Origin of the sequence: Sulfurimonas sp. HSL3-2, assembly GCF_039645965.1 — a bacterium.
Lineage (GTDB): Bacteria > Campylobacterota > Campylobacteria > Campylobacterales > Sulfurimonadaceae > Hydrocurvibacter > Hydrocurvibacter mobilis.
In genome coordinates this window covers 70,938-90,772 of the sequence record NZ_CP147917.1, presented here as the reverse complement: position 1 = coordinate 90,772, position 19,835 = coordinate 70,938, and the positions used below count along the sequence as shown (strand labels likewise).

Below are 19,835 nucleotides of genomic sequence, written 5' to 3'. Positions count from 1 at the left end.
TCAAATCATATACTTTTTAATCCACCAAGAGAGAACGTAGAGTCCCCAGACATGCTGTTTAAATCTCCCTCTCTTGGCCATCTCTATATATTTTTCCAAGATCTCGTTTTTAAACATCCCTGTCTGCTCATTTACTTCCAATATCAAAGATATTCTGCCAGAAGCTATCAGCCACTCCATATAGGGGTTTGAAAAACCTTTCTTCTTACGTTTTAAGATCTCTTCGTTCAGATACGGCAAGGCTATCTTCTTTAAAAGCGACTTTGTCCTGCCCTCCTGATATCTCAGATGCGGGGAGGTCTTAAAGACGCTCTCTACAAGATTATGGTCTAAAAACGGTGTGCGCGACTCTATGGAGTGAGCCATGCTGACATGGTCTAGCTTTCTTAAAAAGTGCTCCGCCTGAAAGATATTTAGATCGACATAGCTGTACCATATACTCTCATCACTATGAGCGCTGTTCTCAAACCTGTCTCTATAGGGCTTGAGATATTTCAGCGACTCATTGTCTCTTATATTTTGGCGGAGAAGCTCGTTTTTTTGCAGATCGGTAAACTTCTCTCCCGAAGTGCGGAACAGAAGTGTCTCGTCCCAGATACGTTTGTACCACTCCCACTCCCTGTTCATCGAAAAATTTGAACGAAAATATTTTTTCAGCCAGTTTTTGTGCATTAAAGTCGAAGCTTTCTCAATGTCGAGATACTCAAAGTACTGTCTGTAACCCAGGAAAAGCTCATCGCTTCCCTCCCCGCTCATGACCACACGGTACCCCTCTTTTTGTATCCCTTCAAAAAGCAGATACAAGGGAATAGCCGCAGGGTCGTTCAGCGGTTCGTCAAGCGTATCGAACACTCTGTCGCTTGCTTCGATAAACTTGCCTTGATCTATCTCGACGATAGAATTTTTCACACCCAATAACTCTGCCGTGTCAAAAGCGTTCTTACGCTCGTCGTAGTTCTGGTACTCGTTATATCCGAGTGTGAAAGTGTGCAGGTCATGTCCCATCTTTTTTGAGACGGCTGCGATGAACGCACTGTCGATCCCGCCTGAGAGAAGCGAAGCCATCGGTGCAGAGGAGTTCAGGCGCATCGAGATGGAATCAAAAAGATTCTCCTCTATCAGCTTTAGCGCTTCATCTTCATTGTCTATAAGGTTCGGTTCTACATGTAAGATATCATAGTAGCGTTTTACCTCGACTTTATTATGCTTATATATAAGGTACTCTCCCGCTGCGAGTTTATTTACACCTTTAAAAAAAGTATGCGGCGGAGTTGGTGCCAAAAAGGAGAGATAACTGAGCAGTGCGTCACTGTTGAGATGATTGTGCTTTAAAAACGGAAGTATCGCTTTGATCTCCGAAGCAAAGACAAAACTCTCACCCTGATGATAATAAAGCGGTTTTTTACCGAGTCTGTCGCGAAAAAGATAAAGCGTGTCGCCGTCTTTAAGTGCGATGGCGAACATCCCGCGAAGATGCTGGACAAAATCCACGCCCCACTTCAGATACGCCGCGACAAGGACTTCGCTGTCCCCGCTGCTTTTATAGTCAAACTCAAGTTCACGTTTGAGCTCCTGAAAGTTATATATCTCCCCGTTAAAACTAAGGATGATCTCTTTGTGGCGCAGGGGCTGACGCGCGTTTGGCGAAGTGTCCATGATACTAAGAAGATTGTGTGCAAAGAAAAGATCTTTTTCCTGCACGACTCCGCAGAAATCCGGTCCGCGGTGCTGCATAAGAGAAAGCGCGTATCTTGCTTTTTGCTCTTCATAGCTTCCGATGACTCCAAAGATGGCACACATTATTTATACATCCCTATCGATATGTCTTTTTGCAGATATCCTTTTTGTATCTCGACCTTTGCACCGAGCTCATCTGCGATTATTCTTATCTCTTTCTCTCTAAAGTAGTTATAAACAAGAGATTCGTCATCCCCTTCTAAGATGTTAAAGATAAACCCTTTTTTTGATGCAGTATAACAGTTGCGTATAAACTGGTATGTCTCGAACTTTTGAAGTATGTTCATCGCCCCGCTGCAAAAGTAATAATCCGCTAGAGGCAGTTCATCCGTACACGCATCGAGTTTTAAGATCTCACATCCGGTTCTCGCACGCGCTTCTAAAACCATCTCATCCATCACGTCGATACCTGTATAACTTAGCGGTTTTTTCTTCATGAACCTGTAGAGATCGCCGAACCCACATCCAACATCTACGATACTGCACGCAGAGATATCATCTTTGAGCAAAGAGAGCAGGACTTTAAACCTTATCTCTTGATTGTGCTCACTGTTCCAATGCAGTGCCTTACATGTAAGACCATGCTTTTCTAGCGATGCTTTGTAAAATTTTTCGTTTTCTATTCTTGGCATGAGATCTTCTAAAACATTTTTTGTAGTGTATCAAAACTATCTTTTAAGATTGCAGTGCATTTATATCTTTTTCAGTCGTATTTAAATCTGAACAAACTATACTTGTTAATAATTATTAGCATTACTTATAAAGGAGATCATTTTGTACCGAAAATACCTAGTCTTGGCATTTAGTCTGAGTGCGTTTCTTATCACAGGATGTGCCACGGGAGCGAAAATCACCATACCGTCATACTCGCCGCCGCGTGAAGAAGCAAAGATCAAAAAGATGGTCACAAAAGATGATGAGATCCCTGAAGGTGCTTATCTGGCTATCGCTATAAATCCTGATGTCCTCAACATCAAAAGAACTATACCGAAGATGAAAAACTATCTTATAGACAATATCAAAGCCAAACTCACGCAGACGAACTTCATCGCACTAAACCCCATCGCTGGAGAGAATGATGTCGTTTTGATCATGAGTATAAACAACTACCAGTATAAGTCTACTGCGAACAAACGTTCAGTGGAGCTTGAAGTGAGTTTTACACTTTCACGCGCTGCTGAGGAGTTCTTGTCCAAATCATATACGGCTGTAAAAAACCGCCAATCAAAAGACCCTCTCAAGCTGCCTTCGGAGTCCGAACTTGCATCTCAAGCGGCAAAAGATGTCGTAGAGGATTTCGTATCGGACATTTCGCCGCTGAAAACATTTCAGCTAAGAGAGTTCAAGCCGCTTCCAGATGATATCGCATATGCTATAGACTACGCTAAACGCAGAAACTATAACGGTGCTATAAGAGCTATGGAAAAGTACAAAGGAACTCGCGATATGAACTTTTACTATGATCTGGCGATCCTTTATGAAGCGCAGGCAAGCATGACCGAAAATCTGAGCGGACTGGAAAAAGCGGATGAGTACTACAACATGGCTCTCAGCAGAGGCGGTTCAAAAGACGAACTTGTCATCTCTGCAAAAGCAAGATTTGACAACTTTTACGAACTTCTGGAAAAAACAAAATCACAAGATGCAAAAAATCAGGGACTGATCAAAAACAGAAGCGGAGAGATGGGAACATCTACTGACGAGTTTGAATAAAATGACCAAAAAAGGGAAGAGTAAATGGTTAAATTAAGATCTGTAACGATTCAAGCGGGGGTAACTGTAGCGCTCTTAATGAGTATGACGGGATGTAGTACGTTAAAAGAGGGACTGGCAAGTCAAGTCGAAGTCCCTACTCTCGAGAAACAGGCAAATCGTGTCGCCGTAGGGATGACTATCGTACGTGAGAACAATATCATGGCTATGAAGATGCCTATCTCGGGCGACGCCCTATGGCCTGCGCAGGTCGCTGCTGATATCAGTGATGCGCAAGCGAAGATCATCGTGCGTGCTCTTAAAAACGGCCCTTACTACTCGACCATACGCTACAGTGAACCTATTCAGCGTAAGATGCTTGGCAGTTCAGGGGGAATGAACGCGCTAAGCAAAGCAGCAGGTTTTGATATGGGAGCTATTGCAGGGACTGTATCTGACCCTATCTCACCGCTTACGTACAGAGCGATCCAAAAGATCATCATCCTTTATGGAAAAGACCGTTCAAACTGGCCTGATCCGTTTAAATTCGACTCATCATTAGAGAGCTTTCTTGATTTTAAAGACGGAAAGATGAAGATGGTAGAGGCGGGGACTACCGATGTGTATGAGACTCTCGGCGATGCACTTATCTCCCTGACGCCGACAAACTATCAAAAAGATCTCAAACTTGCCAGAGACGATATGTTAAAAGCGTATGCTAATACCGCCGGATTAGAGGGTGAAAAGGGCTCATTGCAGGCAAAACTAAAAGGGATGCTTACTCAAACAGGTACATCAAAAAAATCTTCACTCAGTCATGAAGAGAGAGTAAATATCAATGACAGACTCGCTCAGATCGAAACCGAACTCTCTCAGGCAAAAGCAGATGCAGATGAAAAAGAGAAGATCTACTTTACGCTTTTGGATGATGCTACGACTGCACTGAAATCCGACATCAGACTCGATGAAGATCAGATAAAACTTGCTAAAAATGTGAATCTGGTCTCAAAAGAGATACAAACCGGTGCAACGGAAGCATACTCTGCTTTTGGCGTCGCTATATCAAACATAGCAGGTCAGCCGATCATTCAAAACTTTCCCAAAGAGCTTCAGTCTTTAGCGATCGCTGCGGCAAGATTTCCAAGATACGCCGAAAAATTTAAAATACGTATAGAACGTTTGGTTAAAAATGCTATATACTTCTTGCCAAATATCGGTATCGGTACATACTACGCACATAAACAGGCAGTACTTGCTGAAAAGTATGAGGATATAACAAGTATCATCGTAGAAGCGGCAGAGGCGAAAGCTGAAGCGGATAAAGCGGCAGCTGAAGATGAGAAAAAAAACAGTGAAGAGGAAACACCTGTTTCAGAAGATACGAAATAAGGGTGAAATACTAAAGGAGACAATGTGAGACAGATCAAAGCGGTTGTAATACTTTTAGGATTATTTATATTTGCATCATGTAACGGTGCATCTATATCTGAACAACAAAATGCGGCGAGTGCCGCTTGGGTAAGCTCACCGCCTGGTGATACCTCTAGATACTACTATGGCGTAGGCGACGGTAAGACACAGACCGACGCTAAAAACAGTGCCCTTGCAGACATCTCCTCTCGCATCTCCGTATCGGTCAACTCGACATTTAGTTCAAGTCTTTCGGCTTCAAGACTGGGTAATGATGAAGAGGTGCTAAGTAAAGTAAAACAAGATGTCGTGACAAAAGCAAAAGAGATAGAGTACTCTAACGTCGGGATCGAAGATAGCTATAACGACGGTACAGCATGGCATGTCTTGGTTAAAGTGGACAGAGAAGAACTCGCGCGTACGTACATCACAAAACTAAAGAAAGTAGATGAAAAGATCATGAATGAATGGGATATATTCTCAGGTTCTACCGTTTTTGAAAAACTAAAACTCAGTAACAAGATCAATGATCTTTTAAATGAGACCGACAACTATTTCCCAATTATCAAAATCATAAAACCAAATTTCCAAGACTCCGTATACCTTAACAGATACAAGATGTACACAAAAGAGATACGAGAGGCTCAAAACAACCTTGTCTTTAAGATCCAGGCAGATGAGAACTCAAAATCTTTAGCATCTTTAGTGCGTTCGGAACTAAGTCTTGAAAACTTCAAGTTCAGCGATAAGATATATAATGTCCTGATCAAGATAAGAACAAAAGCAGTCGAAAAACATATTGCCTCTGCAAACCCGCAGTTTGCGAAAATGACGTGGGCGCTTAGGACGACGACTATAGAGGCTTATGATAAAACAGGCAAACGTGTCTCAAACGCTGTTGTCAAAACAAAATCAGGTTCACCTGACGGATTTGAAGACGCCATATCGCGCACAAAAAAATATGAGGATATCATAGCCCGCGAGGGGATCATCCACTTTATCACCAACGGAAATCAAAAAAGATAACCTTTACATGTAAGCATAAATCTTGGCTTACATGGAAACTCTAAACCTCTCTCTTAGCATACTCAAATCTCTGTTTTAGTACAATCTCGAAATTTTTACAAAGGATATCAATGCGTTACTTACTGCTACTGCTTTCATGTTTAGCACTTTCACATGCTGTCGTTTCTATAGCACCCGTCGAGATCGGGAAGAACCCTGGAATAAGCGGAGAAATTGAAGCATCTTTAGAGACAAAACGTGGAAATACAGAAAAAGACGAGTACAAAGGCGGCGCAAGAGTCCTTTATGATAACAATGCAAGCTATGTGACTTGGGGTGAAGTATCTGCCAACTATGCAGAAGCTTCGGGTGTTAAAAACACGAATAAGACCTATGCACATCTAAGATACATCCATACATTTGATGCACAAAAAGATATTAACTGGGAACTCTTTGCACAATCACAGACAAACGAGTTTACAAAGATCGAGGAAAGATTTTTAACAGGCGGTGGATTTCGTTTTCATATTTTGGATAAACTTACAGCCAGTGCATATATAGGCGTAGGTGCTTTTTACGAGCATATAGATTACACTACCGCTGTCGATCCGACCGAAGACAACGGCAGAGCAAATCTCTATCTGTCATACAGCAGAAAACTCGGCGAAGACTCCAGTATCGCTTACGTAGGATATTATCAGCCAAAAATAGATGCGATCGATGACTATATCATCTCAAACGGTTTGGAACTGCGTGTTCACGTTTATGAAGAGCTGTATGCATCGATAAAAGTCTATTACGATGTAGATTCTAAACCGGCGGTCGGTGTCAAAAAAGAGGATTTTACACAAACTACAAGTTTAGTATATAAGTTTTAGGAGGGAAACCATGGAAGCAAAGATCTATTTTGGCTCTTTGGAAGCCGCAAAAGAAAAACTGTCTCAAAGATGTAGTCCGTTTAACGGAGAAGTCGTAAGCACTGCACCCGTATGTGATGCAGATGATGCGCTAAAAGCTCTTGCTATCGCTCAAAACGCAGCCAAAGAGGCCAAAAGATCGACACTTTCACAAAGATGTTCTTGGCTTCTAGACGTTGCGGATAAACTGCGTGAGAATAAAGAGGATATCGCACGTACCATAACCGATGAAGTGGGTAAACCCATCACTTTTTCTCGCATAGAGGTCGAACGCGCCATCGAGACCATCACGCTTAGTGCAGAGACGATGAGGACTATGCACGGCGAGACGATAAACACCGATGCGATGCCAAGCGGAAGAAAATCCATCTCCTACTTTACGCGTGAGCCTGCAGGTGTCGTCGTGGCGATCACACCGTTTAATTTTCCTCTTAATCTTGTAGCCCATAAACTTGCTCCTGCATTAGTCGCGGGTAATGCAGTCGTGTTAAAACCGACACCCGAAGCACCTCTGACGGCTTACAAGTTTGCAAAGCTCTTTATAGAGAGTAAATACGCCGTTAAAGATGCACTAAGTGTAGTCTACGGCGATGCAGAGGTGGGAAGTGCGCTTATCACAAGTGATATTCCAAGAGTCGTAAGCTTCACGGGAAGCGTGCCTGTAGGAAATATCATCACCAAAAATGCCGGAATAAAAAAAGTAAGCCTTGAGCTTGGAGGAAATGCGGCGACATACATCGACCGTACAGCTGACCTTGATCTGGCTGCCGGTAAATGTGCCATCGGTGCTTTTGTAAACTCGGGACAGGTATGTATCTCTTTGCAACGCATCTACGTAAACAGCGGGATCTATGACGAGTTTGCTAAAAAAATGGCTGAGGCGACAAAAAAACTTGTAGTCGGTTCGCCGTATGACGACGATACCTTTATGGGACCGTTAATAGATGAAGACGCCGTAAGCAGAGCTAAGAACTGGGTGGAGAGTGCCATAAGCGAAGGAGCCTCGTCTCTGCTTACAGTAAAAAGTGAAGGAAGACTGTTCTATCCGTGTGTTATGGCTGACGTGACGGACGAGATGAAAATAGTCTGCGAAGAGGTATTCGCCCCTATCGTCTCGCTTATAAAAGTGGATGATTTTGAGACGGCAAGAGACAAGATGAACGACTCTCCTTACGGACTGCAGTTCTCGGTATTTACAAATGACCTCTCACTTGCAAAACGCGCGATAGATGAACTTGATGCCGGCGGGATAATTATCAACGATATGCCGACACTGAGATTTGATATCCAGCCGTACGGCGGTGTAAAACTAAGCGGTGTCGGACGAGAAGGCCCCCGCTTTGCTATAGAGGAGATGACTGAGATAAAATCAGTCGTTATAAACTAAACTTCTAGTTTGACAGACTAGGGTTTTCAAAACTGTTTACATCTTTTATACCCTGAAGAACGATATTTTTGATGACATTGTCATGTAAAAAATATCTCTCTTCAAATTCCGATATCGCCTGAGTATCAAAAGCCTCAATATCACGCACTAAAGAGAATATCTCACCCAATATCCCCTCATCGAAAAGTATCGCATTTTTCACTTCATCGGAGATATGCATATCATCGAGTATCGTTTCAAGTTTAACACCGAAAACAGTATCTATAAGTGACAATACGCCGACAAAGTATGCTTCGCCTAACATGTTAGTTCCGGCTGTCGGATCGACGACTTTCAAGATGTTTTGCATCAGTTCCGTTCTATATTTGACCATAAGCATCAACGGTGATTTCGTCTCATCTTTAGAGACTGACTTTGAATAGATCATCAGCATCAGCCATTGGGCAAGCGGTACGCGTCCGACTAAGACTAAGATATGATGAATAGAGGAGAGTCTTTGTCTAAAGTGAAAAGCACCGGAGTTTATAAAACGAAGCAGTTTTACTGTCACCTCATGATTATCCTCAAACTCTTTCGTGATCTCATCGATGTTGACATCTTGTAAAAGAAGATTGTAAAGCTTGAGTATATGAAACTGCGACGGCTCGTATACCGCGTTTTCTACTATTTTTGGTTCTGCAAAAAAGTATCCTTCAAACCAGTCACAGCCAAGCTCCTTTGCCAGTTCATATTTTTTTGTAGTCTCTATTTTTGTAGCGATGATCTTAATACCGTATGATTTTATCTTTTCGATCAACTCTTTTGCATTTGCAGGCATCTCAAATTCAAAATCGATCTTTATATATGACAGCTCTTTTAAAACGGATTTGTATTTACCGACATTTCTTAAATCGATATCATTTATACAGAGTTCATACCCTTTAGCATGAAGCTGCTGGACTCTCTCTAGCACTTTTTCTGTCATCTCGATCTTAGAAATAAGAGAGAATATAAAAAACTCTTTTGGAATGGTAAAAACGATATCATGCATTAAAAACTTGTCATCTATCTGTATAAAAGCTTTATACTCGCCGAGTAAAGATTTTGTTCCAAAAACGTTTAAAATACTGTTTATGACAGAAGCGCTAGCATGCCTGTCATCACCGGTATTACTCTTTTTGTTTTTATCTCTATACAAGATCTCATAAGCACATATAGAAGAGTTGCTGTCTACTATCGGCTGGCGTCCAAGATATACGTTTTCCATCATTTTTCCTTCATAAAGTTCTAACAAAATTTATCTATTGTCATAGAAGAACTTTACTCATTTTATCAAACAAATTTAACCATTTCAAGTTAGCTTTGCCTCTATTATATGCAATATTATATAAAAGATTAATTGCAAATAAGATATAATCGCGCAATTTTACATGTGGAATGACTATTATGGACATCAGAGAAGAGTTTTTAAAATTTTTTGAATCAAAAAATCATGCAAGAGTAGCGAGTGCTCCTCTAGTCCCGGATGACGCGACGTTGCTGTTTAACAATGCCGGTATGGTTCCGTTTAAATCGATCTTTACAGGGGAAGTCCCTGTTCCGGCTAATCCTCGTGCGACATCATGCCAGACATGTGTCCGTGCAGGTGGAAAACACAATGACTTAGAAAACGTCGGACATACGGCACGCCACCATACTTTTTTCGAGATGCTTGGAAACTTCAGCTTCGGAGATTACTTCAAAGAGGATGCTATAGCTTATGCATGGGAGTTTATAACAGAGGTCCTAAAGCTAGACAAAGACAAGCTGTGGGTCACGGTTCACGAAAGCGATGACGAAGCTGAACTTATCTGGCAAAAACATATCGCAAAAGAGCGTATCATGCGTTTGGGCGATGATGACAACTTCTGGCAGATGGGAGATACAGGTCCGTGTGGTCCGTGTAGCGAGATATTTTACGATCAGGGTGCAGAACATTTTAACGGTCCTGAGGACAAGATGGGCGGCGAAGGCGATAGATTCTTAGAGATCTGGAACCTTGTTTTCATGCAGTATGAGCGTAATGCAAAAGGGGAACTTCACCCTCTTCCAAAACCGTCTATCGACACAGGTATGGGATTAGAGCGTGTTGTCGCGATCACTGAAGGTGCGACAAGCAACTACGGTTCATCACTTTTCATGCCTCTTATCAATCAGGTCTCACAGATGATAGGTAAAGAGTATGTCTATGCAAGCGGTGCGTCTTTTAGAGTTATCGCAGACCATATCCGTACTGCGACATTCCTGCTTGCTCAGGGTACAAACTTCTCAAATGAGGGACGCGGTTATGTGCTTCGTAGAATCCTGCGCCGCGGTGTCCGCCACGGGTACCTTTTAGGATTTAAAAAACCGTTTATGTACAAACTTGTCGATACGCTTATCTCTATCATGGGTAAAGAGTATGGCTACTTAGCTGAAAAAGCCGATGCCGTAAAAGAGCAGATAGAACTTGAAGAAGCAAGATTCTTTAAGACTATCGAGTCCGGGATAGAGCTTTTCAACGAAGAGTTAAAGAACACAAAAGAGATTTTTAGCGGAGAGGTCGCATTTAAACTTTACGATACTTTCGGTTTCCCTCTTGACCTTACTGAAGATATGTTAAAAGAGAAACATCTTAAACTTGACGTCGAAACTTTTGACTCTCTTATGGATGAGCAGAGAACTCGCGCAAAAGCTGCTTGGAAAGGCAGTGGAGACGAACATGCTGCGGGAGACTTTAAAACGCTTTTAGAGAAGTTCGGAGAAAACAGTTTCGTCGGATATGAGAACCGTTCATACAGTTCAAAAGTCCTGGCACTGCTTAGTGAAGATTTTGTAAACGTCGAGCAGATCCATGCGACACACACTGGCTGGGTACTTCTAGACAACTCTCCGTTTTATGCGCAAAGCGGTGGACAAGCGGGAGACATCGGTACGCTAAAGGGTTATGCGAACGTACTTGACACGAAAAAGTTCCATGGACTGATCTTAAGCCATATCGAATTAACAAACACTTTACATGTAGGCGATACAGTTGAAGCCGTAGTCGATGTATCAAGAGGCGAAGTGACAAAACACCACTCTGCGACTCACCTGCTTCACGCAGCGCTTTACGAGACTCTTGGATCACATATATCTCAAGCGGGTTCACTTGTAGAAGCGACACGTTTAAGATTCGACTTTTCACATCCAAAAGCACTTACTGCTGATGAGATAGCACAGATCGAGGAGATGGTAAACTTCCAGATCATGCACTCTATCGCAGGTGTGACAAAAGAGATGGATATCGAAGAAGCGAAAAACAGCGGAGCAAAAGCTCAGTTCGGTGAAAAATACGGCGACAGAGTAAGAGTCGTCAGTTTCGGTGACGCATCTGTCGAGTTCTGCGGCGGGACACACGTACAAAACACGACTGAGATCGGAACGTTCATCATCACTAAAGAGAGCGGTGTCAGTGCGGGTGTAAGACGTATCGAAGCGGTCTGCGGAAATGCGGCGTACAACTACCTAAAAGCACAGCGCCACACTCTAAACGTAGCAAAAGAGAGTGTGAAAAACCAAGACCTTTTAGCTGGGATAGAGAGACTAAAAGAGCAGGTTCATACTCTTAAACATGAACTGGTAGAAGCACATAACGCTTCAAAAGAGAAGATAGACGTGCAGATGATCGGTTCGACTGCAGTCGTGATCGAGCAGATCACTGCAGGTGATATCAAAGATCGTATCGATGAGCTTAAAAACCAGCATGAATCTATCTGTGCGATGCTTTTCCAGGTAAAAGATGACAAAGTCCTCATCGCAGCGGGAATCAAAAACTCAGGCGTTAAAGCTGGCGACTGGATCAAGATAGTAGCTCCGGTACTTGGCGGAGGCGGAGGCGGAAGACCTGACTTCGCACAAGCAGGCGGAAAAGATGTAACGAAGCTTCCTGAAGCTAAAGAGGTCGCGAACGACTTCATAACAAAGGCTCTTTCATAATGAAACATCTTATCTATACGATCTTTTCGGAACATAAGAACATTGTTATATTTTTACATATCATCAGTGCCGTTATCTGGGTAGGCGGGATGATCGCTATGCGTTTTGCAGCACATCAGTCGATCCAGCTTATCGACAATGTCCCCGAAAAGATAGAACGCTCGGCTCACGCTCTAAAAAGACTTTTCAGCATCGTCGCTCCGTTTGTCATCATCCTTATCATTACAGCTGTCATCATGGCTGTCGGATACGGTTTTAGAACTGCGGCTGTCGGTCCAAACGGAAACGTCTTAAACGACTATGCTATGTTTATTTACAACATCGTACATGTAAAAGAGGCTATCTGGCTTGTTATGGCAGTTAACTTTTTAGCGATGGTAATCAGACGCAATAAAGCGGCAAAACTGATCGCTAACGGTGATCTTATCGCTGCAGCTTCTACACTGAAACTTATTGCAAAGTACATGGTCCCTTTAAATATAGTTCTGGGTCTAATTGCTATCTATCTAGGCGTATTTTTAAGAAATGCGTATTAGACTAGCGTCTTCCTCTGAGACTCGTGCCAAACTTCTTCAAGATGCCGGCATAGAGTTTGTTCAAGAGAGCGTGGAGTTTGATGAGGACTCCATCGTAGCAAAAGATGCGAAAAACTTCGTCTATCTTGCGACTCTGGGCAAGTACGAGGCAAACTTCAAACACTTTGGGATCGACGACTATCCTCTTTTAGTAGCAGACACGGTTATTTCCACTGGCGGCAATATCCTAAGAAAAGCACGCTGCGCTGATGAAGCAAGAAACATCCTTTTAACACAAAGCGGAAGCATCACCTCCATCATCACCTGTCTTATCTATCACAGCAAGGATGTGAAGGTCATAGACATATCATCGACTGACTATCTTTTTGAAAAATTTGACGAAGTGGCTTTAGAAGCATATCTAGAAAGTGGTGACTGGCGTGGAAAAGCCGGTGCCTGCATGGTAGAAGGGTTTTGTAAAAACTATATAAAAGAGGTCAGAGGGTTTGAAAGCACCGCGATGGGACTCACCATCGAAGTGTTTAAACCCTATCTATTTTGAGGCGTTTCTAACTATTGACAGAAGAAGCTGGAATGCATCTTCACTTGATCTTTCAACGTCTTTCATACGTGCAAGACCCTCTTTCTCTTTGCCCGACATCCAAAGTTCTGTCTCCTCTTTGATCCCTTTATGGACATTCGCATGGTGCTTGCTTATTGTATTGACGTCGCTTGAGTAGTTTTTCAAAAGTGTTCCCGTAATAGTGCCGAACCACTTACCGAATCTACAGCTGTGCTCATCTATTACATCAAATGTTTCTTTTTCTATCATCGCTTTGTAACCTTTGAGTTTCAAGGCGATATGATCGATCTTACCGTTACTTACATGTAACTCATTTGTAAGGGCTTCTGTTCTTTCTTGAATGTTTGTAGAGTTTCTTCTTACAAGTCTGACGTTTTCTCTAAATCCATCCAGTACTTCCATCACATTTGCAGTTTCTTGAATAAACGTAGTGCTTATCTCAAGCATCGAGTTTGAATTTTGTTTAAGACCGTTGATGTTTATCTCGACCTCTTGAGTCGCTTTTTGTGTGCGCTCAGCAAGTTTTCTGACCTCGTCTGCGACAACGGCAAAACCGCGTCCATGTTCACCTGCACGCGCTGCTTCGATGGCAGCATTAAGGGCAAGAAGATTTGTCTGGTCAGAGATGTCTTTAATAAGGTTGATGATATCGGCTATCGACATGACGCTGTCGTTTAAAGAGTTTGAATCACCGCCGAGTTGGTTTGCGTATTGCTGGATACTGTCGATAGAACCTGCTATAGAGTCTGTTTCACTCTCTATATTTCCCATTCTCATAACAGTTTTATCGTTGAGTTCATTCACAGCGACTAGTTTTTCGACACTGTCTTCTATAATGTTTTGTAGGAAAGAGGTCCCGTCAGAATAACTCCCGATGACAACATCCATAAAGTCATGGACATTTCCCTCCTCTTTTGGCTTGGCATTTTCACTCTCGAGAAAAGAGATCTTCTCTTTTAAATCACGATTTTCCGATTGAAGCTGCTCCAGCTCCGCCTTATACTTTTTTTCTAATTCCGCAATCTTTGCGCTTGAACCAAACATAATGACTCCCAAGTTATATTGTAAAACATAACTATTCTAACACAAAATGATTACGGTTTAGAACATAATTATAATTTAGCTGCTATTTTTTCAGCCGTGAAACCAAACTTCTCAAACAGCTGTCCGGCTGGTGCTGATGCACCGAAACTATCCATACAGATCACCTCATCGGCAAATCTGTACCACTCCATACCACGAGCTGCTTCTATAGCGACTTTTTTAGTGCCTGGAAGTATGATACTGTCGATGTAAGCTTTCTCCTGCTCTATTAAAAGATCAAAACAAGGGACACTTACTACGTTTGCTTTTTTACCCTGTGCATTTAAAAGCTCTTTTGTCTTGAGTGCTACTTCCACCTCAGAACCAGATGCCATAAGTGTTATCGTTGCATTATCATCAGAAGCCAAAAGGTATCCGCCTTTTGCCATATCACCTTTAACGCAAGCAGGAAGAACAGGAAGGTTCTGACGTGAACAAACGAATGCAGACGGAGAGTTCTTCATCTCTAGCGCCACTTTCCAAGCTGTGATGTTTTCAGCTCCGTCAGCCGGACGCCATACATAGAAGTTCGGTAGTGCACGGAATTGGCTTAAGTGCTCTATAGGCTGGTGAGTCGGACCGTCTTCACCGACACCGATACTGTCATGCGTCCAGATAAAGAACTGCTGGATGCCGCTTAGTGCTGCAATACGAGCCGAAGGTTTCATGTAGTCTGAGAACACAAAGAATGTCGATGAGAACGGTAAAAGCGGACCGTAAAGTGCCATAGCGTTCACGATCGAAGCCATAGCGTGCTCACGGATACCGAAATAGATGTTTCTTCCCTTTGGAAATGCACCCATATCGTTTAAGGTTGTCTTGTTTGATGGTCCAAGGTCAGCCGAACCGCCTAAGAAACTTGGAAGTGCACGAGCGATAGCGTTCATGATCTTACCGTTCGTGTTACGAGTCGCATCTGCTTTGTCAAATACAGGCCATTGGATTTTTGAAAAATCAGGATTTTGCAACGCTTCAAGCGCTGAGTTTTGCTCCATCAAAGGCATAGTCTTTTGGCTGTGGATCCATTCACGCTCCAAAAGATCGCCCTTCTCTATCGCACATCTGAATCTAGCCATAGCATCTTCTGGAACAAAGAATTTTTTCTCTGGATCGAAACCTGCAGCTTTTTTCGCTTCGACTATGACATCTTCACCAAGCGGAGCACCGTGAGAGTGGTGTGAACCCTCTAGCTCACATGCACCTTTTGCGATCGTCGTATGAGCAATGATAAGTGCAGGTTTAGAACTTGCTTTTGCACTCTCTATCGCGCTGTTTATCTCATCGAAGTTGTGACCGTCACATTCAAATACATCCCACTCTTGAGATTCGAATCTTCCGCGGATATCTTCGCTGATACTTAGACTTGTAGAACCCTCGATAGTGATACAGTTTGAATCGTAGATAAGGATCAGATTATCTAGCTTGTTATGTCCTGCGATCGAACACGCTTCATAACTGATACCCTCTTCCAAGTCACCGTCACCACATAAACAATACACATTGTGATCGATCAGTTTTGCAGTCTCACTGTTAACCTGAGCGCCCATAAACTTACTTGCCATAGAGAAACCGACAGCATTTGCAACACCTTGACCTAACGGACCAGTCGTTATCTCTATTCCCTTAGTGTGTCCGTATTCTGGATGTCCCGGAGTCTTAGAATCTAATTGACGAAAGTTTTTTAGGTCTTCTATCTCTAAACCGTATCCCCAAAGATAGTAAAGAGAGTAGATAAGTCCTGTTGCATGTCCCCCTGAAAATACAAGTCTATCACGGTTTAACCATGAAGGATTTTTTGGATTATGACGAAGATGCTCACTTAAAACTACTGCTACATCAGCTAGACCCATAGGTGCGCCCGGGTGTCCTGAGTTTGCTGCTTGAACCATATCTGCTGCTAAAAATCTTATACTGTCTGCCATCTTTTGGCGCATCTGATTTGCCATCTTGTTTATCCTTTGTGTCTGTTTATGTAGTTTGTTAAAAGTGGTGATAGTTCTTTATAAAGCTTTTCATCAAAACTATTCATCATCTGTGTTAATTCATCAGCCAAATCATCAGCTTCTTTCATCGCCTCGTCAAGTCCAAGTACAGTAACAAAACTGTTTTTACCATCATCATTATTCGTCGTTTTTCCAGCCTCATCATCAGTTTGCGTCACATCTAAGATATCGTCTTGGATCTGAAACAAAAGCCCAAGCTTTATACCGAAATCATAGATCTCGTCCTCTATTTCATCTTTACCCGCGATGATAGCTCCCATCTTTAACGCAGCAGCTATCAGCTTTGCAGTTTTGTTTACATGTAAGAACTTTATCTTATCCACAGAGAGCGGCTGATTTTCAAAATAGCAGTCTATCGCCTGACCTAAGACCATACCGCCGTGTCCGCCGTTTACAGCAAGTTCGCGGATCAGTCTTACTCTTGTGTTATCGCTAAAGGGAGCGTTGCTCAGTACCTCAAACGCATACGTGTTCAAAGCATCACCGACAAGTATGGCCGTGACCTCGTCATAACTTACATGTAGAGTCGGATGCCCGCGGCGCAAAGCTGCATCGTCCATTGCCGGAAGATCATCATGGATCAGCGAATAGGTATGAAGCATCTCTATCGCAAGTGCCCCGTGCATCGCTCCCTCTACTAAAAGCGGGTTAAAAGCGTTTACGACACCTAAAAGAAGTGCGGGGCGAAAACGCTTGCCGCCTGCTTGAAGCATATTGTGCAGAGCATCCTCATAGTAGGGATGAAAGCTTGGCGCTTTAGGTAAATGACGCTGTAAAAAAATCTCGAAATTTTGCATATGCAATTTTAACTAATTTATGTGCACAAAAAACTGAAATCCGCCTCTTTGAAAAAGAAAAATCATATCTTCAGTTTTTGTTCCTATCGCGGCGGGAATATCATCTAGGGAGCTTAATCTGTTGCCGTTTATACTCAGTAGTCTGTCGCCTGCTTGTAATCCATATCCATCAACACTTTTTAGTGTCAGATCGTTATTGAAATAAAAACCTTTCTGCTCTAAGAAAGTATCGCTGATAAGACCGCCGCCGACTCTTTTGTAGGTCATTACATCAAATTCAAAACTTTTTTTATCTCTTAATACTTTTATCTTATGAGTCGTACCGATCTTTGCAAACAAAATATCCTGCATCAGACGATTTGCACTCCAGACTTTTTTTCCGTCAAAAGCTACGACGATATCTGATACTTTAAAGGGATTATTTTTTAAAAACGGATCGATCTTTGTAATTGTTTTATGCTTATCGACTCTGATTCCGATGTCGCTGTAGTCACTGTTTTTTGTGTTGATAAAGTGTGAAAGATACCCTTTTTGTATGATCCCCTGCGGTGTTACAAGTCCCTCTAAATTACAACAGCTGCTGCTTAAAAAACTTGGGACAAAAGGAGCTTCACTAAACTTGGCTAAGCTGTTTAGGCCTATCTGCTCCTCTGTAATTTTACCCTCTAATGCCATCTTATCATTGACGACTGCAACGCCTGAAGGTACATAAGCACCTATTTTAAACGGATATCTAAACCCTTCAAGTCCGCCGACAAGATATAAGCCTAAAAATTTATCTGCTTTGATGATATTTCCAATAGGTGTCGCTTGTGAGTAGACTAGTCTTTGGGTCTTGTTTATGGGGATATAAAGTGAGTTGTTTACGATAGAGTGAGAGTCTTTTATCTTTTGTTCACATGAAGAATAGCCGCCTTTGCACGAAGCAAAGAGCGATGTCAAGGTGAGGGCAAAAAGAAAAAAATATCTCATTTTGAGCCAAATGGGTTCATGCCGCCAAGCATGCCCACCGCACTGTTTTGTTTGTTTTGCTCAACCATCTTATTCAGATCGTTATAAGCACCTATAAGAAGTATCTGAAGAGCTTCTTTGTCTTCTAAGAGCGAGTCGTCGATCAAAAGATCGATGATTTCACCTCTGCCGTTACCGACTATCTCTACCATTCCGCCGCCTGTTTTGACGGTGAATGTTTTAGAGTCAAGTTCAGCTTCCAGTTTTTTTGCATGTTCTTGCATCGATGAAAGCATTTTTGCCATATCACCCATGTTCTCAAACATTTTAGATACTCTCTGCTATGTAGTCTATATTATTGTCGTCATCCAGGATGACAACTTTCGGTTTATAGTTTTCTAGCTCTTTTTCATCATACGTCGCATATGCTACGATGATTACTTTGTCACCTTTGTGAACTTTACGTGCAGCCGCACCGTTTAGGCAGATATCGCGTTTACCGCGCTCTCCTAAAATGATATAAGTCGAAAATCTCTCGCCGTTATTGACATTGAGTATCTCGACTTTCTGGCCTACACGCATCTTTGAAGCTTCTAAAAGCTCTTCATCGATTGTGATCGAGCCGACATAGTTTAAGTTGGCATCTGTCACAGTAGCACGGTGTATTTTGCTATATAACATCTCTATAGTCATATTTTTACCTTAATTTAGCGTCCCATCTGAGCTTGCATATCAGATGGAGATATAGGAGCGTCCCATAGTTCTTCAGGGATCACATACTCCTGCACTACATTTCCGCCGATGATATGTTCGTCGATAATACGCTCTATCTTAGCCTTATCTAAACCTGCATACATAGTATGTCCCGGTTCTACTAACATAATCGGTCCGGCATTACAACGATTCATACATGAAGTACGGATCGGTTGAACTGTTCCCATTATACCTTTTTGCATCAAAGTTTGTGCTAAAAATTGGAATAAATCCTGTGTTTGCGGGTTAACACAAGAAGGTTTCGGCATACCTGGAGGTGACGATTGTTCACACTTAAAGATATAAAAAGCTGGTTGAGGAATTCCCATAATATAGTTCTCCATCTAAAAATTTCGCGAATTATAGCAAAATAACTATGATAATCTTTAGTATATGTGATTTAAAGCTTGCATATAAGTAATTTTTCAATATAATCACCCTATGAAAAAAATAATCACGATCTCAATATTAATGTCAAACCTCCTTTTTGCAGAGGCGCAAGTCTATATGGGTGTCTTAGGCGGATACTCTTCTGAAAGCTTTTCTAAGCCTTATAATAAATCTACTTCATCTCCTATGGCGAAACTGCAGATAGGGTACGGTGACTTAAAAGGCTATTCGGTCCAATTCGGATTTATCTACGATACGAACAGCGACAGTGTCTTTGCAGATGCCGGAGCAAAAGACAAAGAGAAATACTCCGTAGATGTCGAACTTATCAAAGCATTTGATTTTGATATAGGGTTCTATCCCTTCTTAAAAGCGGGATTCGGTGCAGGATATTTTGATACGCAGATAACCTATACAAACGCAGACGGCACATTTACAAAAAATAAACTGGATTTTAGTTCATATAATGCCGGAGCCGGTTTTTACTATCCTATTAGTGAGCACTTTATATTTGAACTTGGAGCGACATATAAGTATATCAATTATGAAAGATGGGACAAAAGTTCAACCGGAGCAAGTGCTGTAACGACAGACGCCGTTAACACATACGCCGGAATAAATTATAGATTTTAAGAGA

The 19,835-nt window shown here is 42.1% G+C and carries 19 protein-coding genes; 9 read left to right on the top strand and 10 right to left on the bottom strand.

All coding sequences use genetic code 11. The annotated features are described in order from the left end of the window. Both asnB and WCX87_RS00475 read right to left on the bottom strand, forming a co-directional pair. Positions 1-1,800 carry an asparagine synthase (glutamine-hydrolyzing) gene (asnB, locus tag WCX87_RS00480; RefSeq protein WP_345980084.1) on the bottom strand — a complete coding sequence of 600 codons (1,800 nt, stop codon included), beginning with the start codon at positions 1,798-1,800 and terminating at the stop codon, positions 1-3. Then, complete coding sequence (locus WCX87_RS00475; RefSeq protein WP_345980083.1) at positions 1,800-2,369, bottom strand: class I SAM-dependent methyltransferase; 570 nt, start codon at positions 2,367-2,369, stop codon at positions 1,800-1,802. Before WCX87_RS00475 ends, asnB begins: the two co-directional genes overlap by 1 nt. Before the next feature lie 142 nt (positions 2,370-2,511). Here WCX87_RS00475 and WCX87_RS00470 point away from each other — a divergent pair, with 142 nt between their 5' ends. The 5 genes from WCX87_RS00470 (at position 2,512) to WCX87_RS00450 (ending at position 8,148) form a co-directional block, all read left to right on the top strand. Further along, positions 2,512-3,450, top strand: a complete 939-nt coding sequence (locus WCX87_RS00470; RefSeq protein WP_345980082.1) for a hypothetical protein — start codon at positions 2,512-2,514, stop codon at positions 3,448-3,450. Positions 3,451-3,474: 24 nt separating this feature from the next. Beyond that, positions 3,475-4,818, top strand: a complete 1,344-nt coding sequence (locus WCX87_RS00465) for a hypothetical protein (RefSeq protein ID WP_345980081.1) — start codon at positions 3,475-3,477, stop codon at positions 4,816-4,818. A gap of 24 nt (positions 4,819-4,842) precedes the next feature. Then, on the top strand, positions 4,843-5,865 hold the full coding sequence (locus tag WCX87_RS00460; protein ID WP_345980080.1) for an LPP20 family lipoprotein: 1,023 nt from the start codon (positions 4,843-4,845) through the stop codon (positions 5,863-5,865). A 110-nt stretch (positions 5,866-5,975) separates the two neighbouring features. Beyond that, a complete protein-coding gene (locus tag WCX87_RS00455; RefSeq protein ID WP_345980079.1) occupies positions 5,976-6,722 on the top strand; it encodes a DUF481 domain-containing protein in 747 nt (248 codons plus the stop codon). A gap of 10 nt (positions 6,723-6,732) precedes the next feature. Further along, positions 6,733-8,148, top strand: coding sequence for an aldehyde dehydrogenase family protein (locus WCX87_RS00450; protein ID WP_345980078.1), 1,416 nt, complete (start codon positions 6,733-6,735; stop codon positions 8,146-8,148). A 4-nt stretch (positions 8,149-8,152) separates the two neighbouring features. Here the strand turns inward: WCX87_RS00450 and WCX87_RS00445 are convergent, their stop codons facing one another. Continuing rightward, positions 8,153-9,394 carry an EAL domain-containing protein gene (locus WCX87_RS00445; protein ID WP_345980077.1) on the bottom strand — a complete coding sequence of 414 codons (1,242 nt, stop codon included), beginning with the start codon at positions 9,392-9,394 and terminating at the stop codon, positions 8,153-8,155. A 179-nt stretch (positions 9,395-9,573) separates the two neighbouring features. Here WCX87_RS00445 and alaS point away from each other — a divergent pair, with 179 nt between their 5' ends. Genes alaS through maf form a run of 3 tightly spaced genes read left to right on the top strand, consistent with a single transcriptional unit; the run spans position 9,574 to position 13,200 of the window. Continuing rightward, positions 9,574-12,123, top strand: a complete 2,550-nt coding sequence (alaS, locus tag WCX87_RS00440) for an alanine--tRNA ligase (RefSeq protein ID WP_345980076.1) — start codon at positions 9,574-9,576, stop codon at positions 12,121-12,123. Further along, the gene (locus WCX87_RS00435; protein ID WP_345980075.1) at positions 12,123-12,659 is read left to right on the top strand and encodes a hypothetical protein; all 537 of its coding nucleotides are present in this window, start codon (positions 12,123-12,125) and stop codon (positions 12,657-12,659) included. The genes alaS and WCX87_RS00435 overlap by 1 nt, the downstream gene beginning before the upstream one ends. Further along, a complete protein-coding gene (gene maf / locus WCX87_RS00430; protein ID WP_345980074.1) occupies positions 12,649-13,200 on the top strand; it encodes a septum formation inhibitor Maf in 552 nt (183 codons plus the stop codon). Before WCX87_RS00435 ends, maf begins: the two co-directional genes overlap by 11 nt. On the opposite strand, the gene WCX87_RS00425 is transcribed toward maf, so the two are convergent. The 7 genes from WCX87_RS00425 to WCX87_RS00395 all read right to left on the bottom strand — a co-directional run bounded on the left by WCX87_RS00425 (position 13,192) and on the right by WCX87_RS00395 (position 19,137). Further along, positions 13,192-14,265 (bottom strand): methyl-accepting chemotaxis protein, encoded by a 1,074-nt coding sequence (locus WCX87_RS00425; protein ID WP_345980073.1) that lies wholly within the window; start codon positions 14,263-14,265, stop codon positions 13,192-13,194. The two genes, maf and WCX87_RS00425, sit on opposite strands and share 9 nt — an antisense overlap. Before the next feature lie 68 nt (positions 14,266-14,333). Continuing rightward, positions 14,334-16,250 carry a transketolase gene (gene tkt / locus WCX87_RS00420; RefSeq protein ID WP_345980072.1) on the bottom strand — a complete coding sequence of 639 codons (1,917 nt, stop codon included), beginning with the start codon at positions 16,248-16,250 and terminating at the stop codon, positions 14,334-14,336. Positions 16,251-16,255: 5 nt separating this feature from the next. Continuing rightward, positions 16,256-17,104: a polyprenyl synthetase family protein gene (locus tag WCX87_RS00415; RefSeq protein WP_345980071.1), complete on the bottom strand. Its 849-nt coding sequence runs from the start codon at positions 17,102-17,104 to the stop codon at positions 16,256-16,258. A gap of 12 nt (positions 17,105-17,116) precedes the next feature. Then, a complete protein-coding gene (locus WCX87_RS00410; RefSeq protein ID WP_345980070.1) occupies positions 17,117-18,076 on the bottom strand; it encodes a PDZ domain-containing protein in 960 nt (319 codons plus the stop codon). After that, positions 18,073-18,381, bottom strand: coding sequence for a YbaB/EbfC family nucleoid-associated protein (locus WCX87_RS00405; RefSeq protein ID WP_345980069.1), 309 nt, complete (start codon positions 18,379-18,381; stop codon positions 18,073-18,075). Before WCX87_RS00405 ends, WCX87_RS00410 begins: the two co-directional genes overlap by 4 nt. A 1-nt stretch (position 18,382) precedes the next feature. Further along, positions 18,383-18,748: an aspartate 1-decarboxylase gene (gene panD / locus WCX87_RS00400; RefSeq protein ID WP_345980068.1), complete on the bottom strand. Its 366-nt coding sequence runs from the start codon at positions 18,746-18,748 to the stop codon at positions 18,383-18,385. Between the two features lie 14 nt (positions 18,749-18,762). Next, positions 18,763-19,137, bottom strand: a complete 375-nt coding sequence (locus WCX87_RS00395) for a (2Fe-2S) ferredoxin domain-containing protein (protein ID WP_345980067.1) — start codon at positions 19,135-19,137, stop codon at positions 18,763-18,765. Positions 19,138-19,249: 112 nt separating this feature from the next. Between WCX87_RS00395 and WCX87_RS00390 the strand changes: the two genes are divergently transcribed. After that, positions 19,250-19,831: an outer membrane beta-barrel protein gene (locus WCX87_RS00390; protein ID WP_345980066.1), complete on the top strand. Its 582-nt coding sequence runs from the start codon at positions 19,250-19,252 to the stop codon at positions 19,829-19,831. Positions 19,832-19,835: the final 4 nt, after the last annotated feature.